At 72.3% G+C, this 17,374-nt stretch carries 19 protein-coding genes and 4 tRNA genes; 7 read left to right on the top strand and 16 right to left on the bottom strand.

Features of this window, described 5'->3' with window-relative positions; translation table 11 throughout:
• Positions 1-177: 177 nt before the first annotated feature.
• From rplL to NRO40_RS17815, 8 genes are all read right to left on the bottom strand, one after another.
• Positions 178-561: a 50S ribosomal protein L7/L12 gene (rplL, locus tag NRO40_RS17850; protein ID WP_058942707.1), complete on the bottom strand. Its 384-nt coding sequence runs from the start codon at positions 559-561 to the stop codon at positions 178-180.
• A gap of 115 nt (positions 562-676) precedes the next feature.
• Positions 677-1,207, bottom strand: coding sequence for a 50S ribosomal protein L10 (rplJ, locus tag NRO40_RS17845; RefSeq protein WP_058942706.1), 531 nt, complete (start codon positions 1,205-1,207; stop codon positions 677-679).
• 566 nt (positions 1,208-1,773) lie between these two features.
• Complete coding sequence (locus NRO40_RS17840) at positions 1,774-2,751, bottom strand: LolA-like protein (protein WP_058942705.1); 978 nt, start codon at positions 2,749-2,751, stop codon at positions 1,774-1,776.
• 152 nt (positions 2,752-2,903) lie between these two features.
• Entirely contained in the window at positions 2,904-3,626 is a 723-nt protein-coding gene (gene rplA, locus NRO40_RS17835) for a 50S ribosomal protein L1 (protein ID WP_058942704.1), read from the bottom strand.
• A 79-nt stretch (positions 3,627-3,705) separates the two neighbouring features.
• A complete protein-coding gene (gene rplK / locus NRO40_RS17830) occupies positions 3,706-4,140 on the bottom strand; it encodes a 50S ribosomal protein L11 (RefSeq protein ID WP_023587070.1) in 435 nt (144 codons plus the stop codon).
• A gap of 180 nt (positions 4,141-4,320) precedes the next feature.
• The gene (gene nusG / locus NRO40_RS17825; RefSeq protein WP_058942703.1) at positions 4,321-5,277 is read right to left on the bottom strand and encodes a transcription termination/antitermination protein NusG; all 957 of its coding nucleotides are present in this window, start codon (positions 5,275-5,277) and stop codon (positions 4,321-4,323) included.
• Between the two features lie 76 nt (positions 5,278-5,353).
• Positions 5,354-5,641: a preprotein translocase subunit SecE gene (secE, locus tag NRO40_RS17820; protein ID WP_058942702.1), complete on the bottom strand. Its 288-nt coding sequence runs from the start codon at positions 5,639-5,641 to the stop codon at positions 5,354-5,356.
• A 102-nt stretch (positions 5,642-5,743) separates the two neighbouring features.
• A tRNA-Trp gene (locus tag NRO40_RS17815) sits at positions 5,744-5,816 on the bottom strand.
• 452 nt (positions 5,817-6,268) lie between these two features.
• Here NRO40_RS17815 and NRO40_RS17810 point away from each other — a divergent pair.
• Both NRO40_RS17810 and NRO40_RS17805 read left to right on the top strand, forming a co-directional pair.
• Positions 6,269-7,495: a pyridoxal phosphate-dependent aminotransferase gene (locus NRO40_RS17810; RefSeq protein ID WP_058942701.1), complete on the top strand. Its 1,227-nt coding sequence runs from the start codon at positions 6,269-6,271 to the stop codon at positions 7,493-7,495.
• Positions 7,496-7,672: 177 nt separating this feature from the next.
• Positions 7,673-8,695 (top strand): adenosine deaminase, encoded by a 1,023-nt coding sequence (locus tag NRO40_RS17805; protein WP_058942700.1) that lies wholly within the window; start codon positions 7,673-7,675, stop codon positions 8,693-8,695.
• A 238-nt stretch (positions 8,696-8,933) separates the two neighbouring features.
• On the opposite strand, the gene NRO40_RS17800 is transcribed toward NRO40_RS17805, so the two are convergent.
• From NRO40_RS17800 to NRO40_RS17775, 6 genes are all read right to left on the bottom strand, one after another.
• Positions 8,934-9,989 carry a UDP-N-acetylmuramate dehydrogenase gene (locus tag NRO40_RS17800; protein ID WP_058942699.1) on the bottom strand — a complete coding sequence of 352 codons (1,056 nt, stop codon included), beginning with the start codon at positions 9,987-9,989 and terminating at the stop codon, positions 8,934-8,936.
• Positions 9,990-10,540: 551 nt separating this feature from the next.
• Positions 10,541-10,969 (bottom strand): MaoC family dehydratase, encoded by a 429-nt coding sequence (locus tag NRO40_RS17795; RefSeq protein ID WP_058942698.1) that lies wholly within the window; start codon positions 10,967-10,969, stop codon positions 10,541-10,543.
• Between the two features lie 8 nt (positions 10,970-10,977).
• Positions 10,978-11,430: a MaoC family dehydratase N-terminal domain-containing protein gene (locus NRO40_RS17790; RefSeq protein WP_058942697.1), complete on the bottom strand. Its 453-nt coding sequence runs from the start codon at positions 11,428-11,430 to the stop codon at positions 10,978-10,980.
• A gap of 170 nt (positions 11,431-11,600) precedes the next feature.
• Positions 11,601-11,765 (bottom strand): 50S ribosomal protein L33, encoded by a 165-nt coding sequence (rpmG, locus tag NRO40_RS17785; protein WP_003948671.1) that lies wholly within the window; start codon positions 11,763-11,765, stop codon positions 11,601-11,603.
• Positions 11,766-11,854: 89 nt separating this feature from the next.
• Positions 11,855-11,927: transfer RNA gene (locus NRO40_RS17780), tRNA-Met, on the bottom strand.
• Between the two features lie 48 nt (positions 11,928-11,975).
• Positions 11,976-12,048 (bottom strand) — tRNA-Thr (locus NRO40_RS17775).
• Between the two features lie 692 nt (positions 12,049-12,740).
• On the opposite strand from NRO40_RS17775, the gene NRO40_RS17770 reads away from it, so the two are divergent.
• Both NRO40_RS17770 and NRO40_RS17765 read left to right on the top strand, forming a co-directional pair.
• A complete protein-coding gene (locus tag NRO40_RS17770; RefSeq protein ID WP_058942696.1) occupies positions 12,741-13,973 on the top strand; it encodes an amidohydrolase family protein in 1,233 nt (410 codons plus the stop codon).
• Positions 13,974-14,007: 34 nt separating this feature from the next.
• Positions 14,008-14,664 (top strand): SDR family oxidoreductase, encoded by a 657-nt coding sequence (locus NRO40_RS17765; protein ID WP_058942695.1) that lies wholly within the window; start codon positions 14,008-14,010, stop codon positions 14,662-14,664.
• A 60-nt stretch (positions 14,665-14,724) separates the two neighbouring features.
• Here NRO40_RS17765 and NRO40_RS17760 read toward each other — a convergent pair.
• A tRNA-Tyr gene (locus tag NRO40_RS17760) sits at positions 14,725-14,806 on the bottom strand.
• A gap of 193 nt (positions 14,807-14,999) precedes the next feature.
• On the opposite strand from NRO40_RS17760, the gene NRO40_RS17755 reads away from it, so the two are divergent.
• The 3 genes from NRO40_RS17755 (at position 15,000) to NRO40_RS17745 (ending at position 16,843) form a co-directional block, all read left to right on the top strand.
• Entirely contained in the window at positions 15,000-15,488 is a 489-nt protein-coding gene (locus NRO40_RS17755) for a YajQ family cyclic di-GMP-binding protein (RefSeq protein ID WP_058942694.1), read from the top strand.
• 147 nt (positions 15,489-15,635) lie between these two features.
• The gene (locus NRO40_RS17750; RefSeq protein WP_058942693.1) at positions 15,636-16,139 is read left to right on the top strand and encodes a methylated-DNA--[protein]-cysteine S-methyltransferase; all 504 of its coding nucleotides are present in this window, start codon (positions 15,636-15,638) and stop codon (positions 16,137-16,139) included.
• Positions 16,136-16,843 (top strand): alpha-ketoglutarate-dependent dioxygenase AlkB family protein, encoded by a 708-nt coding sequence (locus tag NRO40_RS17745; protein WP_058942692.1) that lies wholly within the window; start codon positions 16,136-16,138, stop codon positions 16,841-16,843. Before NRO40_RS17750 ends, NRO40_RS17745 begins: the two co-directional genes overlap by 4 nt.
• Positions 16,844-16,863: 20 nt before the next feature.
• Here NRO40_RS17745 and NRO40_RS17740 read toward each other — a convergent pair whose 3' ends face one another.
• Positions 16,864-17,133, bottom strand: coding sequence for a GlsB/YeaQ/YmgE family stress response membrane protein (locus tag NRO40_RS17740; protein WP_058942691.1), 270 nt, complete (start codon positions 17,131-17,133; stop codon positions 16,864-16,866).
• Positions 17,134-17,374: the final 241 nt, after the last annotated feature.

Genomic DNA, 17,374 nt, shown 5'->3' with positions numbered 1-17,374 from the left:
GCGGTTCGTCAAGGCCCCCGGCTCCGCGGGGCGCACGGCGAAGATCACCATACTCCTCGGGGTGCCCGTCGCACGACAGGCACCACGGCAACGCCGAAGGGCGACCACCCGGATGGGTGATCGCCCTTCGGAACGCCCTCAGCGGGCGTCAGCGCGAGTCAGGAGACCCGCAGGAGGTCACTTGACCTCGACGGCCGCACCGGCGCCCTTGAGGGCCTCGGCGGCCTTGTCGGCCTGCTCCTTGTTGACCTTCTCGAGGACCGGCTTCGGGGTGCCGTCGACGAGGTCCTTGGCCTCCTTCAGGCCCAGGGAGGTCAGCTCACGCACGACCTTGATGACCTGGATCTTCTTGTCACCGGCGCCGGTGAGGATGACGTCGAACTCGTCCTTCTCCTCAGCGGCCTCGGCCGGGGCGCCCGGGGCGCCGGCGGCGGCAACGGCGACCGGGGCGGCGGCGGTGACGTCGAACTTCTCCTCGAACGCCGACACGAACGCGGCGAGCTCGATGAGGGTCATCTCCTCGAACTGCGCGAGCAGGTCTTCCTGAGACAGCTTCGCCATGATGGCGGTCCTTCCACTAATTCGGCTGGTGCCGGGATGTACATGTGTGGCGGGCGTACGTGGGGCCCGCTGTGACCGTCGCCCTGGTCAGGCGGCGATCAATGTGCGAGCCGAGTTACTCGGCACCGCCCTGCTCGGCCTGCTTGGCGCGAAGCGCGTCCACGGTGCGGACGAGCTTCGACGGGAGCGCCTGGAAGAGCGCGGCAGCCTGGGACTGCTTGCCCTTCATGGCACCCGCCAGCTTGGCGAGCAGAACCTCGCGGGACTCGAGGTCCGCAAGCTTCTTGATCTCATCGGCGGACAGCGCCTTACCGTCAAGGACACCGCCCTTGATGATGAGGTTCGGGTTGTCCTTGGCGAAGTCACGAAGACCCTTCGCCGACGTCACCGGGTCACCGGTGATGAAGGCGACCGCCGTCGGACCATTGAACTGGTCGTCCAGCGACGTGATCCCGGCCTCGTTGGCCGCAATCTTGGTCAGCGTGTTCTTCACCACGGCGTACTGGGCGTTCTCACCGAGCGAACGGCGCAGCTGCTTGAGCTGTGCCACGGTGAGACCGCGGTACTCGGTCAGCACGGCGGCGTTGGAGCTGCGGAACTTGTCCGTCAGCTCGGCAACCGCAGCAGACTTGTCGGGCCTCGCCATGAGCCTCGGCCTCCTTCCGGGTGATTCGGACCGCGATGGCTGAAGGAAGGAGACTGGGCAAAACGAAACGCCCCGGCGCAGGCGCACGGGGCGTGACTCGACCGGACGGCTTGCCCGGGAGTACTACCACTGTCACCTGCGCGGGTCGTCCGTAGCTAGCGGATCCTTCGGCGGCTGTGCCCTGGGGGCACGGCTGCGACCAGCGGTCTTTGGCTTCTGTGGAAGAGTACGGGACCGGGCTGCCGTCAAGCAAATCGGCCGGTCGTCAGCGGAACGGGGTGGGGCCGGGGACGCGGTACGGGGCCGGGGATGGGCCGGAGGGCGGGGCCGGGGTGAGGCGGGGTGCCGGCGGCACGCGGGCCCCACGCGGACCGGCTTGGACCGGCTCGGGTTCCGCTCGTACCGCCGGTCGGGCGGCGGCGAGGCCGTGCGGTGAGGCCGCGGGGGGCCCGTACCGCCGTCAGGCCGTGCTCGGACCGCGGTGAGGGCGCGGGGGCCCGTACCGCTGTCAGGCCGTGCTCGGACCGCGGTGAGCCCGCGGTCCGGCCGCCGGCACGCCGCCGCGCTCAGGCCGTGCCGGCTCCGTCGGTGCCCGTGCCGGCCCCGGCGTCCTGCGGGCCCTCGGTGTCGCGGGCGGCGGCGCCGAGCTTCTCCAGGACCTCCATGAAGTCGAAGGTCTCGCCGGCGGGCGGGGCCTGCACGGCGGCGGCGGTGCCGTAGTCGGAGTAGGCCACGGCGATGTCGAAGGTGCCCTGCGGCGTCTCCATGCCGATGTCCATCTTCACCGGGTAGCCGTCACCGTCGACCCACACGTCGGTGTCGTACGCCTTGAGACCGCCCTCCTTCAGCGAGGCGACCAGCTCGGCGCGCTCCTTCGCGGAGAGCACCGCGAGCGACTTGTTGGAGGCGACCATCTCGTCGACGGTGAGCCGTCCCTTGTAGTGCTGGGTCTCGACGCCGTCGACCTTCTCCGGGCCGACGTGCTTCAGGTTCGGCGAGTCCAGCAGCAGGGCGAGCTGCTTGGCCGGGTCCTGGTTGATGTTCTCCAGGCTGCCGGTCATCTGCCGGCGCACCGCGGCGTCGCCGGACAGGTCCGCCATGGCCTTGAGGTCCATCTTGATCCAGCGCTTGCCGCCCAGCTCCGCGGGGGCCTTCTCACCCATGTCCATGTACATGACCTCGTCGGCCATGATCAGACGGGAGGTGCCGGGGCCGCCCTGTGCCTGGTTCAGCGCGCCGCCCTCGACGGTCATGTCCATCACGCCCGGGTCCCACCCCATGACCCCGGACATCGTCATCTCGCCGCCGCCGGCCATGCCCTCGACGCCGGCCGGCATGGTCATCGTCATGCGGATCTTCGCCGACTTCGCCGCGGCGGTCTTCTCGTACGCCGCCTGGATGACCTGGGCGGGCGAGGACCACCGGAGTCCGTCGCGCGGCGCCTCGGCCGCCTTCTTGTCGCCGCCCTGACAGCCCACGGCCCCCGCGAGCACGACCGCGGCCACCGCCGGGACGCCCAGAAGCCTGCGTACGGAGACGTTCATCCCCACCCCCATGTTCGAATTTCCGACCTGCAGAACGCTAACCCATGGGACTGACAGCCGGTGGGGGTGGGGAAAAGGGACCGGCCCCCGCTCCTCCGAAGAGGGGCGGGGGCCGGTGGGGCTTTCCCCGTGAGCCGTCAGGCTCGACCCGGTCAGACGGCGGCCGGGTCCTCCTCGACGAGGAGGTTGCGGGTGCGGTTGGCGTCCAGCGGGATGCCGGGGCCCATCGTGGTGGAGAGGGTCGCCTTCTTGATGTAGCGGCCCTTCGCGGCGGACGGCTTCAGACGGAGGATCTCCTCCAGCGCGGCCGCGTAGTTCTCGACCAGCTTCGTCTCGTCGAAGGAGACCTTGCCGATGATGAAGTGCAGGTTCGAGTGCTTGTCGACGCGGAACTCGATCTTGCCGCCCTTGATCTCGGTGACGGCCTTGGCGACGTCCATCGTGACGGTGCCGGTCTTCGGGTTCGGCATCAGACCACGCGGGCCGAGAACGCGGCCGAGGCGGCCGACCTTGCCCATGAGGTCCGGGGTGGCGACGACGGCGTCGAAGTCCAGACGGCCCTTCGCGACCTCGTCGATCAGTTCGTCGGAGCCGACGATGTCGGCGCCCGCGGCCTCCGCGGCCGCAGCACGGTCACCGGTCGCGAAGACCAGGACCCGGGCGGTCTTACCGGTGCCGTGCGGAAGGTTCACGGTGCCACGGACCATCTGGTCGGCCTTGCGCGGGTCGACGCCCAGGCGGAAGGCGACCTCGACGGTGCCGTCGAACTTGGTGGCGGCGGTGTCCTTGGCGAGACGGACGGCCTCGAGGGGGGCGTAGTTCCGCTCCCGGTCGACCTTGGCGTCCGCGCCGCGGAGAGCCTTGCTGCGCTTCACTTCTTCTCCTGCTTTCAGGTATGGAGTCGTGGTGCGGGCCGGCGCTGGCCCTTCCACAGAGAGGTCAGACGGGAGCTGTTCAGCCCTCGACCGTGATGCCCATGGAACGGGCGGTGCCGGCGATGATCTTCTCCGCGGCGTCCAGGTCGTTCGCGTTCAGGTCGGGCATCTTGGTCGTGGCGATCTCGCGGACCTGGGCGCTCGTGAGCTTGGCGACCTTGGTCTTGTGCGGCTCGCCGGAGCCCTTCTCCACACCAGCGGCCTTGAGGATCATCCGCGACGCCGGGGGCGTCTTCGTGATGAAGGTGAAGGAGCGGTCCTCGTAGACCGTGATCTCCACCGGGATGACCCAGCCACGCTGCGACTCGGTCGCGGCGTTGTAGGCCTTGCAGAACTCCATGATGTTGACGCCGTGCTGACCCAGCGCGGGGCCGACCGGCGGGGCCGGGTTGGCCGCGCCGGCCTGGATCTGGAGCTTGATGAGCCCCGTGACCTTCTTCTTCTTGGGAGGCATAGCTCTCTCCGGGTCCTAGTGAGAGTGTTCGGCCGCCATCCGATGCCGTTCGATGTCGTCCGACATCATCCGGATGGAGGCATACCGCACAACGATAACGGGTATGACCGCCCGGCCAAAAACCGAGCAGGTCAGAGGGCGCGCACGCCACTCTGACCTGCTCGGGAGGACCGACCTGGGTCAGTTCTTCTGGATCTGGTCGAAGCTCAGCTCGACCGGCGTCTCGCGGCCGAAGATCTCGACGAGACCCTTGACCTTCTTCGAGTCGGCGTTGATCTCGTTGATGGTCGCCTGGAGCGTCGCGAACGGACCGTCGGTGACGGTGACGGAGTCGCCGACCTCGAAGTCGAGCACCTGGACCTCGACCTTGCGGGCCGGAGCCGGCTTGCCCTCGGCCTCGGCGGCCTCGCGGGCGGCCTTCTCCTCGGCCTCGGGGGCGAGCATCTTGACGATCTCGTCCAGGGTCAGCGGGTACGGGTCGTAGGCGTTGCCGACGAAGCCGGTGACGCCCGGCGTGTTGCGCACGACGCCCCACGACTCGTTCGTCAGATCCATGCGGACGAGCACGTAGCCGGGCAGCTTGTTCTGCTTGACGTTCTTGCGCTCGCCGTTCTTGATCTGGACGATCTCTTCCTCGGGGACCTCGGCCTGGTAGATGAAGTCCTCGACGTTGAGCGAGACGGCGCGCTGCTCCAGGTTGGCCTTCACGCGCTTCTCGTAGCCCGCGTAGGTGTGGATGACGTACCACTCGCCGGGCAGGCCGCGCAGCTCCTCGCGGAGCGCGGCGACCGCGTCGACGGGAGCGGCCGGCTCGGCCTCGGCCCCGTCGGTCTCGTCGTCGGCGTCCGCCGGCTCGATGGCGTCCTCGTCCTCGACGGCCTCGGCGCCCTCGGCGACCTCGAGGTCGTCGGTGTCCTCGACGGGTCCGGCGTCCTCATCGGCGTCGGTGTCGAGGTCGGCGACGTCCGCCGCGTCCTCGTCCTCGCCGGCCACGACGGCGTCGTCCTCGACGAGGAGGTCGATGTCCTCGGGCGCCTCGCCGACAGCGGCGTCCGCAGCTTCCGCCTGGTCCTCGTCGGCCGCCTCGACGACGTCGAGCTCGTCCTGGGCGGACTCGTTCAGGTTCGGGTCAGACACGGTGGCTGCTTCTTCCTGGATACAGATGGGGTGGAACATGCGAAAAGGGGCGCCGGGTGGGCGCCCTCCGCGGGAATCAGCCGAAGACGTACTTGACTGCTTCCTGGAAGCCGAAGTCGATGGCGGTCACCATACCGATCATGATGACGACGAAGATGATGACGACCGTCGTGTACGTGGTCAGCTGGTTCCGCGTCGGCCAGACGACCTTGCGCAGCTCGGCGACGATCTGACGGTAGAAGAGCGCGAGACGGCCCAGCGGGCCCCTCTTGGCGCGCTTGCCGCCCTTGCGGGTCTTCTTCTTGGACTCCGGCGCTTCGTCCTCAGCATCAGGCATGTCGATGGAGCCTACGGCGTCCGTCACGTATCTCACCTGATTCCGGGTCGGCCGTGCCGCGCCCGGGTGGAGCCGCACGGCGGTGCAATGAAGTACATACCTGCGCACACAACCTGGCGGTGTGTGTAGCAGGGCCGGAGGGACTTGAACCCCCAACCGCTGGTTTTGGAGACCAGTGCTCTACCAATTGAGCTACGACCCTTTGTGGTTCTCCCCCAACCTACCGCATCCGCAGAAGTGCCTCGCGGACCGGCCGGTGAGGGCCAACGAGCAGAGAGTGTACGTGGTCAGCGCCTCCGCGTCGAACAGAAAGCCCCGGCGGGCTCCGCGCCACCTCCCCCGGCCGCCGCCGGGGACCTCCCGCCGGTCTGCGGCCGGAACCCTGCCCGCCCCCGGCCCGGCGCCCGCCGCGCCACCCCGCCACGCCCTTGCGGCGGGGCCCCGGCCGGGCTCCGGCGAGACTCCCGACGGGACCGGACGGGCCTCCGCCGGGGTCCGTCCGCCGGTTCGGACGAACGTTTGCCGGAGCCTTACCGGGCTCCCGGTCGGGCTCCGGCGGGGGCGCTCGCGCCCCGGGGCCACGGGTCGGGCACGGACGTCCGGTGGGTGAAACCCGGGTCCTGGCCCCCCACGGGGTCTGGGAGCATGGGCCGCATGAGCGCTGCAACCTCTCCGACCGAGCGCCGGGTCTCCGCCCGCATCGGCGCGATCTCCGAGTCCGCGACCCTCGCCGTCGACGCCAAGGCCAAGGCCCTGAAGGCCGCCGGGCGCCCGGTGATCGGCTTCGGCGCGGGCGAGCCGGACTTCCCGACGCCCGACTACATCGTCGAGGCGGCCGTGGAGGCCTGCCGGAACCCGAAGTACCACCGCTACACCCCGGCCGGCGGCCTGCCGGAGCTGAAGTCCGCGATCGCCGCCAAGACGCTGCGCGACTCCGGCTACGAGGTCGACGCCTCGCAGGTCCTGGTGACCAACGGCGGCAAGCAGGCGATCTACGAGGCGTTCGCCGCGATCCTCGACCCGGGTGACGAGGTCATCGTCCCGGCCCCGTACTGGACGACCTACCCGGAGTCGATCCGCCTCGCCGGCGGCGTGCCGGTGGAGGTCGTCGCGGACGAGACGACCGGTTACCGCGTCTCCGTGGAGCAGCTGGAGGCCGCCCGCACCGAGCGGACCAAGGTCGTCCTGTTCGTCTCCCCGTCGAACCCGACCGGCGCCGTCTACCCGCGCGAGGACGCCGAGGCGATCGGCCGCTGGGCCGTCGAGCACGGCCTGTGGGTCCTGACCGACGAGATCTACGAGCACCTGGTGTACGGCGACGCCGCCTTCACCTCGCTGCCGGCGCTCGTGCCGGAACTGCGCGACAAGTGCGTCGTCGTCAACGGCGTGGCGAAGACGTACGCGATGACCGGCTGGCGCGTGGGGTGGATCGTCGGCCCGAAGGACGTCGTGAAGGCCGCGACGAACCTCCAGTCGCACGCCACGTCGAACGTCTCCAACGTCGCCCAGGTGGCCGCGCTCGCCGCCGTCTCCGGGAACCTCGACGCGGTGGCGGAGATGCGCGAGGCGTTCGACCGGCGCCGCCGCACCATCGTGCGGATGCTCAACGAGATCGACGGCGTGGTCTGCCCGACCCCGGAGGGCGCGTTCTACGCGTACCCCTCGGTGAAGGGGCTGCTGGGCAAGGACATCCGCGGTCAGCGGCCGCAGACCTCCGTCGAGCTGGCGGCGCTGATCCTGGACGAGGTCGAGGTGGCCGTGGTGCCGGGCGAGGCCTTCGGCACCCCGGGGTACCTGCGGCTCTCGTACGCGCTCGGCGACGAGGACCTGGTCGAGGGCGTGTCGCGGATGCAGAAGCTGCTCGCCGAGGCGCGCGACTGAGCGCTCCACGCGTGCTCGGGGGGCGCTCGGTGAGTGCTCGATGAGCGCCGCCCCCGCGCGCGGGGGCGCCCACGGGCCCCGGCCGGACCACCGGCCGGGGCCCGTTCTTTCGTTCCCGCCGTACCCGTTCGGAGAAAAGGGCTGTTTCGCGGCGCCGCTCTGCGGCAGGATCCCCGGATGGAGCACGTCCGCGATCTGCAACAGCTGCCGAAGGCCCATCTGCACCTGCACTTCACCGGGTCGATGCGGCCCTCCACCCTGCTGGAGCTGGCCGACAAGTACGGCGTCCACCTGCCGGAGGCACTGACCGGCGGCGAGCCGCCCCGGCTGCGGGCCACGGACGAGCGGGGCTGGTTCCGCTTCCAGCGGCTGTACGACATCGCCCGGTCCTGCCTGCGGGAGCCCGAGGACATCCGGCGGCTGGTGCGGGAGGCCGCCGAGGAGGACGTGCGGGACGGGTCGGGCTGGCTGGAGATCCAGGTCGACCCGACGTCGTACGCACCGCGCCTGGGCGGGCTGATCCCCGCGCTGGAGATCATCCTGGACGCCGTGGACGCCGCCTCGCGGGAGACCGGCCTGGGGATGCGGGTGCTGGTCGCGGCGAACCGGATGAAGCACCCGCTGGACGCCCGCACGCTGGCCCGGCTGGCGGTGCGGTACGCGGACCGGGGGGTCGTGGGGTTCGGGCTGTCCAACGACGAGCGGCGCGGGATGGCGCGCGACTTCGACCGGGCGTTCGCCATCGCCCGGGAGGGCGGGCTGCTGGCCGTGCCGCACGGCGGCGAGCTGACGGGCCCGGCGTCCGTACGGGACTGCCTCGACGACCTGAAGGCGTCCCGCATCGGCCACGGCGTGCGCGCCGCGGAGGACCCGCGGCTGCTGCGACGGCTGGCCGAGAAGGGCGTGGCCTGCGAGGTGTGCCCGGCGTCGAACGTCGCCCTCGGCGTGTACGAGAAACCCGAGCAGGTACCGCTGCGGACGCTGTTCGACGCGGGCGTGCCGCTGGCGCTCGGCGCGGACGACCCGCTGCTGTTCGGGGCGCGGCTGGCGGACCAGTACGAGTTCGCCCGTCATCACCACGGCTTCACGGACGCCGAGCTGGCGGAGCTGGCCCGACAGTCGATCCGCGCGTCGGCGGCCCCGGAGGACGTCCGCGCGAAGCTCCTGTCGGGCGTCGACACCTGGCTGACGGAGGGCTGAGGCGAAACCGGACCGGGACCGGGGCGGGCCGGGGGTCAGGGCAGGGGTCAGGAACAGAGCGGGCGTTCGCCGTGCGAGCAGCCGGACAGGGCGGGCCGGGGGGCGGGACGGCGTCGCGCTCCGGCCGGGCGGGATCCGGCCGGGCGGGATCCGGCCGGGGCTGGGGCCTGGGACGGCCTGGGCCCGGCCCCGGACCGGCCAAGGGGCCCAGGACCCAGGACCCAGCGGAAGGTCCGCGTCAGAGGCTGACGCCGACCGTCACCGGCTCGTTGACGAGGGTGACGCCGAACGCGTCACGCACGCCCGCGACGACCTCGCGGGCGAGGGCGAGCAGGTCCTCGGTGGTGGCCTGGCCGCGGTTGGTGAGGGCGAGGGTGTGCTTGGTGGAGATACGGGCGGGCCCCGCGCCGTATCCCTTGGTGAACCCCGCCCGGTCGATCAGCCAGGCGGCGGACGTCTTGGTGCGGCCGTCGCCGGCCGGGTAGGCGGGCGGGGCGACGTCCGGTCCGAGGCGGTCGCGCACGCGGTCCAGGAAGGCGGCGTACGCGGTGTCGTCGAGGATCGGGTTGGTGAAGAACGACCCGGCGGACCACGTGTCGTGGTCGTCGGCGTCGAGGACCATGCCCTTGCCCGCGCGCAGTGCGAGGACGGTCTCGCGGGCGGCGGCGACGGGCACGCGGTCGCCCGGCTCGACGCCGAGGGCACGCGCGGTCTCCGCGTACCGGATCGGGGCGCTCAGCCCCTGCGCGTCCTCCAGCTCGAACCGGACGCGCAGGACGACGAAGCGGTCCGGGTGGGCCTTGAAGCGGCTGTGCCGGTAGGAGAAGTCACAGGCGGCGTTGGAAAGCGTGACGACCTCGTCGGCGCGGCGGTCGTACGCGACGACCTCGGTGAGGGTGGTGGCGACCTCCTGGCCGTACGCCCCGACGTTCTGGATGGGGGTGGCGCCGGCGGAGCCGGGGATGCCGGCCAGGCACTCGACGCCGGCGAGCCCGGCCTCCACGGTGCGGGCGACGGCGTCGGTCCAGACCTCGCCCGCGGCGAGCTCCAGGCGGGTGCCGTCGAGGGTGAGGCCGCGGGTCGCGACGCGCAGGGCGGTGCCGTCGAAGCCCTTGTCACCGATGACCAGGTTGGACCCGCCACCGATGACCAGCAGCGGCGTACCGGACCGGTCGGCTTCGCGCACGGCGGCGACGACGTCGTCGTCGGTGGTGGCCGTGAGCAGCCGCGTGGCGGGGCCGCCGAGCCGGAACGTGGTCAGGGGGGCGAGGGGAGCGTCGTGGAGTTCCTGCACGCGCCCAAGCCTACGGTGCCCCACCCATCGGCCCCGGCCCACGGCCGCCGGGCGTCGCGGAGGGGCGTCGCGGAGGGCGTCCGTCTGCGGCGGGCGGTACGTCTGCGGCGGGCGGTCCGATGCGGCGGGTCCGGCGCCGGGCGGACCCACGGGCAGGGGCGCGTCTGGCGCGCACGGGCGGTACGGAGGGCGGGCGGGCCTGACGCTCGGGGGGTCCTACGGGCGCCGGGGCACGGCTTGGGCCGGGCACCGGGCGTCCGTCCGTACAGGCGGCGGGTCCGGCGTCTGAGCCGTAGGCGGGCGGGGCCTGAGACCGGGCCCCTACGGGCGGCCGGGGCGCGGCTGGTGATGCCGGGCGCCGGGCGAGACGAGGGCCGGGTACTGGAGGGCGAGCGGCAGGCGTGGGGCCGTACGGGACGGCGGGGCGCGTCTCGCGCCGGGGCGGGCCTGACGCCAGGGGCGGCGGGTGGCGGTGGGGCGGGGCGATCGTGCGCTGCGCCCCGCCGTCCCGGCGGCCGGCCCGCGTCAGGCGGGCCGGCCCGGTGGCCGCGTCAGGCGAGCTGGACCACCGCACGGGACATGCCGAGGACCTTCTGACCCGCGCTGGTGGCGGTGAGGTCGACGCGGACCCGGCCGTCGTCCAGCTTCGCGGCGACCTTCGCGCTGACCTCGATCAGGGCGCCCTGCTCGTCGTCGGGCACGATGACCGGCTTGGTGAAGCGGACGCCGTACTCGACGACCGCGGCGGGGTCGCCGACCCAGTCGGTGACGACGCGTACGGCCGAGGCCATCGTGAACATGCCGTGCGCGATGACGTCCGGCAGGCCGACCTCGCGGGCGAACCGCTCGTTCCAGTGGATGGGGTTGAAGTCCCCGGAGGCGCCCGCGTACCGCACCAGTGTGGCGCGGGTCACCGGGAAGCTCTGGGCCGGCAGCTCCGTGCCGACCTCGACCTCGTCGAATGCGATCTTCGCGGTCATGATGTTCCTCACGCCTCCTCTGCGGCGCGCGCCACGAGCTTCGTCCAGGCGGTCACCACGTGCTCACCGGCCTCGTCGTGCACCTCGCCCCGGATGTCGAGGATGTCGTTGCCCGCGAGGGACTTGATCGCCTCGATGGTGGAGGTGACCGACAGGCGGTCCCCGGCCCGTACGGGACGGCTGTACGCGAACTTCTGGTCGCCGTGCACGACCCGGCTGTAGTCGAGCCCCAGCTGCGGGTCGGCGATGACCTGGCCGGCCGCCTTGAACGTGATGGCGAACACGAACGTGGGCGGGGCGATCACCTCGGGGTGTCCGAGCGCCTTCGCGGCCTCCGTGTCGGTGTACACCGGGTTCGCGTCGCCGACGGCCTCGGCGAATTCGCGGATCTTCTCCCGGCCGACCTCGTACGGCGTGGTGGGCGGGTAGCTCCGCCCGACGAAGGACTGGTCGAGCGCCATGGACGCGGTACCTCCTGCGGTCCTGTCTGGGGCCGGCCGTGGTGCCGGCTCGGTGAGGTTGCGGTGGGGTGTGCGGGTGGTGCGATGGTGCTGGGGTGGTGCGGTCGTGCGTGGAGGGAAACGACACGAGGCCGCCCCCGATGGGGACGGCCTCGTGTACGAGCCTGTTCTTAGCGCGTTTCGCGGTGCGCAGTGTGCGCGTTGCAGCGCGGGCAGTGCTTCTTCATCTCAAGACGGTCCGGGTTGTTACGCCGGTTCTTCTTGGTGATGTAGTTCCGCTCCTTGCACTCCACGCAGGCCAGCGTGATCTTCGGGCGGACGTCGGTGGCAGCCACGTGAGTGCTCCTTGACGGACAAATGGACGGATGGAACGCAGAAAAGAGTAGCCGATCGAAGGACCGACCCCACAATCGGCTACTGGGAGTAGCGGTGACCGGACTTGAACCGGTGACACAGCGATTATGAGCCGCTTGCTCTACCGACTGAGCTACACCGCTTTGATGTATGGATCACCTCACCCGAAGGCGAGGTTCTCCCCACACCAGAGCCCCAATACGGAATCGAACCGTAGACCTTCTCCTTACCATGGAGACGCTCTGCCGACTGAGCTATTGGGGCGAGCGATGAAGACATTACACGGTCGGTGGCCGTTCACCCAAATCCGTTTGCCGCCCTCCCGGCTCGGGCCCGAACAGGCCCGTCGCGGTCCGGTTCGTCCGGACGCGCCCGGCCCGTCACGGGGCGGTCACACGCCCCGCGCATCCCCCGCCCCGCTCCACGTGCCGCACCCTCTCCGCCGCATGTCGCGCGCCTTCGCCGGCCGCGGCACCTCTCCGCCGCACCGGACCTCGCTCCCCCGCTCCTCCGCCCTGGACACCCGCCCAGGCGGCACCCGCGCCCGCGGCGACCCGGCCCGTCCGACCCGCCCGGGCGGACCCCACGCACGCACCCGTCTCGACCCGTCCGGGCCACCGGGCCCGTCCGACCTGCCCGACCCACCGGGCCCGTCCGACCTGCCCGCCCCGCCCGGCCCGTCCGACCCATCGGGTCCATCCGACCCGTCCGCCCCACCGGGCCCGTCCGACCTGCCCGGCCCATCCGACCCGCCCGCCCCACGCACGCGACGCCCGCGCGCCCTGCTCACGCTCCGTAGCGACGCCCCGTACGTCACGCGTGTCCCACGCCGGTACGACTATTGCGCTCCTCCTCGAAGGCCGGACGGCGGCACCCTAGGCTCGCCTCACGCTGCGCGACCAGCCCCTCTCCCCACGTGACCACCCGCACCACCTGCCCACTCCCCCAGGAGCCCGATGTCCTCCGACAGCCAGCAGCCGCGGCCGCCCGAGGGCGCCACCACCGACACGACCGCGCTGCTGCTGAGCGGCGCCCGCCTCACCGACGGGCGGACCGTCGACGTACGGCTCAGCAGCGGGCGCATCGAGGCCGTCGGCACGCCCGGCAGCCTCGGCGCGCACGGCGCCCGCGTGGACCTCGTCGGGTACCTCCTGCTGCCGGCCCCCGCCGAACCGCACGCGCACGCCGACACGGCCCTCAGCGGCGATGTCCCCGGCCCCGTCCCGTACGCCGCCGAGGACGTCCGACGACGCGCCACGGAGGCGACGCTGCTCCAGCTGGGGCACGGGGCGACGGCGCTGCGCGCGCACGTCCGGATCGGCGACGTCCAGGGGCTGGCGTCGCTGGAGGCGGCGCTGCAGACGCGGCGCTCGCTGCGGGGACTGGCCGACCTGACGGCGGTCGCCGTGCCCCGGCTGCTGACCGGCGTGGCGGGCGCGGACGGGCTGGCGATGCTGCGGGACGCGGTGAAGATGGGCGCGTCGGTCGTGGGCGGCTGCCCGGACCTGGACCCGGACCCGGCGGGGTACGTGGAGGCGGTGCTGGAGGTGGCCGCGGAGCACGGCTGCCCCGTCGACCTGCACACGGACGGGGACGACCCGGCGCGGCTGGCCCGGCTGGCGGCGATGGCGGGCGGGCTGCGGCCCGGGGTGTCGATCGGGCCGTGCGGCGCCCTGTCGCGCCTGCCCGCCGACGCCCGCGCCCGGGTCGCGGACCAGTTGGCGGCGGCCGGGGTGACGGTGGTGTGCCTGCCGCAGGGCGGCTGCTCGGGCACGGAGGTGCGCGGGGCCGCGCCGGTGCGGTTGCTGCGGTCGGCGGGGGTGCGGATCGCCGCGGGCAGCGGCGCCCTGCGGGACGTGGCGAACCCGGTGGGGCGTGGCGACCCCCTGGAGGCCGCGTACCTGCTGGTGTCGCAGGGCGGGCTGCGCCCGGCGGAGGCGTACGGCGCCGTCAGCGAGGCGGCCCGGGAGGCGATGGGGCTGCCGGCGGTACGGGTGGAGGCCGGGTTCCCCGCGGAGCTGCTGGCGGTGCGCGGGGAACGGCTGGCGGGGGTGCTCTCCCTCGCGTACAGCCGGATCGTCGTGCACCGGGGCCGGGTCGTGGCCCGGACGAGCGCGGTGCGCGAGTACTGCGACTCGGCGGCGGCGCTGGAACTGCCGCGCCAGGCCCGGCCGGACGCACCTCCGTGAGCGTTCCGCGCTCCGGCGCCGTACGGTCGTGAGCATGCGCATCGTCATCGCTGGAGGACACGGTCGGATCGCGCGGCGCCTGGAGCGCCTGCTGGCGGCGGCCGGACACGAGGTCGCGGGCATCATCCGCAAACCGGAGCAGGCCGACGCCCTGCGGGAGGCGGGCGCCGAACCGGTCGTCCTGGACATGGAGTCGGCGTCCCTGGAAATGGTCGCCGCGGTACTGCAGGGCGCCGACGCGGCGGTCTTCGCCGCGGGCGCGGGCCCGGGCAGCGGCGTGGACCGCAAGGAGACCGTGGACCGGGACGCGGCGGTCCTGTTCGCGGACGCGGCGGAACGGGCTGGAGTGCGGCGGCTCGTCGTGGTGTCCAGCATGGGCGCCGACCCGGACCACCGGGGCGACGAGGTCTTCGACGCGTACCTGCGCGCGAAGGGCGCCGCCGACGCGCACGTCCGCGGCAAGACGAGCCTGGACTGGACGATTCTGCGCCCCGGCATGCTCACCGACGACGCGGGCACGGGCCTGGTCCGCCTGGAGGCCTCCACCGGCCGCGGCCCGATCCCCCGCGACGACGTGGCGGCGGCCATCGCCGAACTCCTCGACACCCCGGGCACCGCGGGCCTGACCCTGGAACTGATCAGCGGCTCGACCCCGATCCCGGTCGCCACGAAGGCCGTAGCCGGCAACTGACAGCCACACGAAAAGACCCCCGTCGCTCTGCGTTCCAGCAGAGCGACGGGGGTCGTCGCGTGGCGGCGCCAGGATTCGAACCTGGGTAGGCTAAGCCGACGGATTTACAGTCCGCTCCCATTGGCCACTCGGGCACACCGCCATGGGATGTCGCCTTGGTGCTCCGCCTTTCGGCGTTGCTCCCTGGCAACGACGTAAACGATACCTGATCCCGGGGGGTGGTTCGCCACCGATTTCGATCAGTACGTGGGGCGGGTGGGGGTGGCTAGGCTTGGGGTGGCGGTCGGCGCTGGGCCGCCGCCCTCGCAACCACCCGACGCAAGGAGCCACAGGACATGGCCGACTCCAGTTTCGACATCGTCTCGAAGGTCGAGCGGCAGGAGGTCGACAACGCCCTCAACCAGGCGGCGAAGGAGATCTCCCAGCGCTACGACTTCAAGAACGTCGGCGCGTCGATCTCCTGGTCCGGCGAGAAGATCCTGATGCAGGCGAACTCCGAGGACCGGGTCAAGGCGATCCAGGACGTCTTCGAGACCAAGCTGGTCAAGCGCGGGATCTCGCTGAAGTCGCTGGAGACGGGCGAGCCGCAGCTCTCCGGCAAGGAGTACAAGATCTTCGCGACGATCCAGGAGGGCATCTCGCAGGAGAACGCCAAGAAGGTGGCGAAGATCATCCGCGATGAGGGCCCCAAGGGCGTCAAGGCGCAGGTGCAGGGCGAGGAGCTGCGGGTCAGCTCGAAGAACCGCGACGACCTGCAGGCCGTGATCGCCCTGCTGAAGGGCAAGGACTTCGACTTCGCGCTGCAGTTCGTGAACTACCGCTGACGCGTGCGGTGTTCCGGGCGGGACGGGGGCGGACACGGCCGGTGGCCGGTCCGCCCCCGCCTCGTCACGGGGGTGCCTGATGTCGGATTTCCGCCAGCGGCGGGTGGGCGGCGCGGCACAGACTGGTGGGGGAAGAAGGGACCGACCATGACGGTGTACGCGCGGGTCGAGGGGCCGTTGGGCGCCATGTTGCTGGTGGGCGAGGAGAGCGGGGACGGCGCTGTCGCGCTCGTCTCCCTGTCCCTGCCGGAGCAGAAGGGCGCGGTCGCCGTGCGCGAGGGGTGGCGGCACGCGCCGGGGGCCTTCGTGCCGGTCGCGGCGCAGCTGGAGGAGTACTTCGCGGGACGGCGGCGGGTGTTCGACCTGCCGGTGGCGGCCGGTGGGATCGGCAGCGAGTTCCAGCGGCGCGTCTGGCGGGCGGTGGAGGACATCCCGTACGGCACCACCGCCTCGTACGGGGAGGTCGCGGCGCGGGTGGGGGTCTCGGGTGCCGGAGTACGGGCCGTGGGGACCGCGATCGGGCGCAACCCGCTGCTGGTGGTGCGGCCCTGCCACCGGGTGATCGGGGCGGACGGTTCGATGCGCGGCTACGCGGCGGGGCCGGAGCGCAAGGAGCGCCTCCTCGGCATCGAGGGCGCGCTGGTCCGGTGACGCAGGCGTTGTTCCCGCTGGGCGGCGGCCGCGCCGAGGTGGCGCCGGGGGCGGTGCACGTGCCGGGCTGGCTGTCGGTGGAGCGCCGGCGGGAGTTGGTCGAGGCGTGCCGCGCATGGGCGCGGGGTCCGGTGCCGCTCAGGCACACCGCGCTGCCGGGCGGCGGGGTGATGTCGGTGCAGACCGTGTGCCTGGGCTGGCACTGGCTGCCGTACCGGTACTCACGGACGGCGGACGACGTGAACGGGGCGCCGGTCGCGCCCTTCCCCGGGTGGCTCGGGGACCTCGGGCGGGAGGCGGTGGCCGCTGCCTACGGGGAGGGCGCGGAGGGGGAGGTCGAAGCCGGCGGCGCCGGAACGGACGGCGTGCGGTACGCGCCTGACGCCGCGCTGGTCAACTTCTACGACGGGGACGCCCGCATGGGCATGCACCAGGACCGCGAGGAGCGTTCCTCGGCCCCGGTGGTGTCCCTGAGCATCGGCGACAGCTGCCTGTTCCGGTTCGGGAACACCGAGTCGCGAGGGCGGCCGTACACCGATGTGCTGCTGGAGTCGGGGGACCTGTTCGTCTTCGGCGGGCCGTCACGGTTCGCGTACCACGGGGTGCCGAAGGTGTACCCGGGCACCGGGGATCCGGAGTCGGGGATGAGGGCGGGGCGGTTGAACCTCACCCTGCGGGAGACGGGGCTCCCGGGAGCCGGGTGACCCCGGGGTCGGGGGCGGGGTCAGCGGGGCCTGGAGTGGCCGAACAGGATCCGGTAGGCGATCAGCAGGACGAGGGAGCCACCGATGGCCGCGAGCCAGGTCGCGCCGTCGTAGAAGTCGTTGCTGATCGGCCGGTCCAGGTACCGGGCCGATATCCAGCCGCCGGTGAACGCGCCGGCGATGCCGATGAGGGTCGTGCCGATCAGGCCGCCGGGGTCGCGGCCGGGGAGCAGCACCTTGGCGACGACGCCGGCGAGCAGGCCCAGGACGATCCAGCTGATGACGCTCACGCGTGTTCCTTCCATCGGGGCCGTGTGGGGCTGTGGTGGCCTGGGGCTGTGGTGGCCTGGGGCTGTGGAAGCCGTCGGGCCGGCCGTCGGGCCGTGGTCCCCGTTGCACCGGGGTGGTCGTTGCGGCGTGCTCCCCGTTGGACCGGGGTCGCAGCCGGGGCGTCGTCGCCGTCGGGGCGTGGTCGCCGTTGGGCCGTTCATGCGGTTCGCGTGGTGTGTCTGCCCTGGAGGACGCCCGGGG

This window comes from Streptomyces changanensis (genome assembly GCF_024600715.1).
Lineage (GTDB): Bacteria > Actinomycetota > Actinomycetes > Streptomycetales > Streptomycetaceae > Streptomyces > Streptomyces changanensis.
This window is presented reverse-complemented; position numbering and strand designations above follow the sequence as displayed.

What these genes read in the sequence shown, in the direction of transcription:
- rplL (WP_058942707.1), bottom strand. Translation starts at nt 561, where the DNA reads ATGGCGAAGCTGTCTCAGGAAGACCTGCTCGCGCAGTTCGAGGAGATG.
- rplJ (WP_058942706.1), bottom strand. Translation starts at nt 1,207, where the DNA reads ATGGCGAGGCCCGACAAGTCTGCTGCGGTTGCCGAGCTGACGGACAAG.
- NRO40_RS17840 (WP_058942705.1), bottom strand. Translation starts at nt 2,751, where the DNA reads ATGAACGTCTCCGTACGCAGGCTTCTGGGCGTCCCGGCGGTGGCCGCG.
- rplK (WP_023587070.1), bottom strand. Translation starts at nt 4,140, where the DNA reads ATGCCTCCCAAGAAGAAGAAGGTCACGGGGCTCATCAAGCTCCAGATC.
- NRO40_RS17810 (WP_058942701.1), top strand. Translation starts at nt 6,269, where the DNA reads ATGAGCGCTGCAACCTCTCCGACCGAGCGCCGGGTCTCCGCCCGCATC.
- NRO40_RS17805 (WP_058942700.1), top strand. Translation starts at nt 7,673, where the DNA reads ATGGAGCACGTCCGCGATCTGCAACAGCTGCCGAAGGCCCATCTGCAC.
- NRO40_RS17795 (WP_058942698.1), bottom strand. Translation starts at nt 10,969, where the DNA reads ATGACCGCGAAGATCGCATTCGACGAGGTCGAGGTCGGCACGGAGCTG.
- NRO40_RS17790 (WP_058942697.1), bottom strand. Translation starts at nt 11,430, where the DNA reads ATGGCGCTCGACCAGTCCTTCGTCGGGCGGAGCTACCCGCCCACCACG.
- NRO40_RS17770 (WP_058942696.1), top strand. Translation starts at nt 12,741, where the DNA reads ATGTCCTCCGACAGCCAGCAGCCGCGGCCGCCCGAGGGCGCCACCACC.
- NRO40_RS17765 (WP_058942695.1), top strand. Translation starts at nt 14,008, where the DNA reads ATGCGCATCGTCATCGCTGGAGGACACGGTCGGATCGCGCGGCGCCTG.
- NRO40_RS17755 (WP_058942694.1), top strand. Translation starts at nt 15,000, where the DNA reads ATGGCCGACTCCAGTTTCGACATCGTCTCGAAGGTCGAGCGGCAGGAG.
- NRO40_RS17750 (WP_058942693.1), top strand. Translation starts at nt 15,636, where the DNA reads ATGACGGTGTACGCGCGGGTCGAGGGGCCGTTGGGCGCCATGTTGCTG.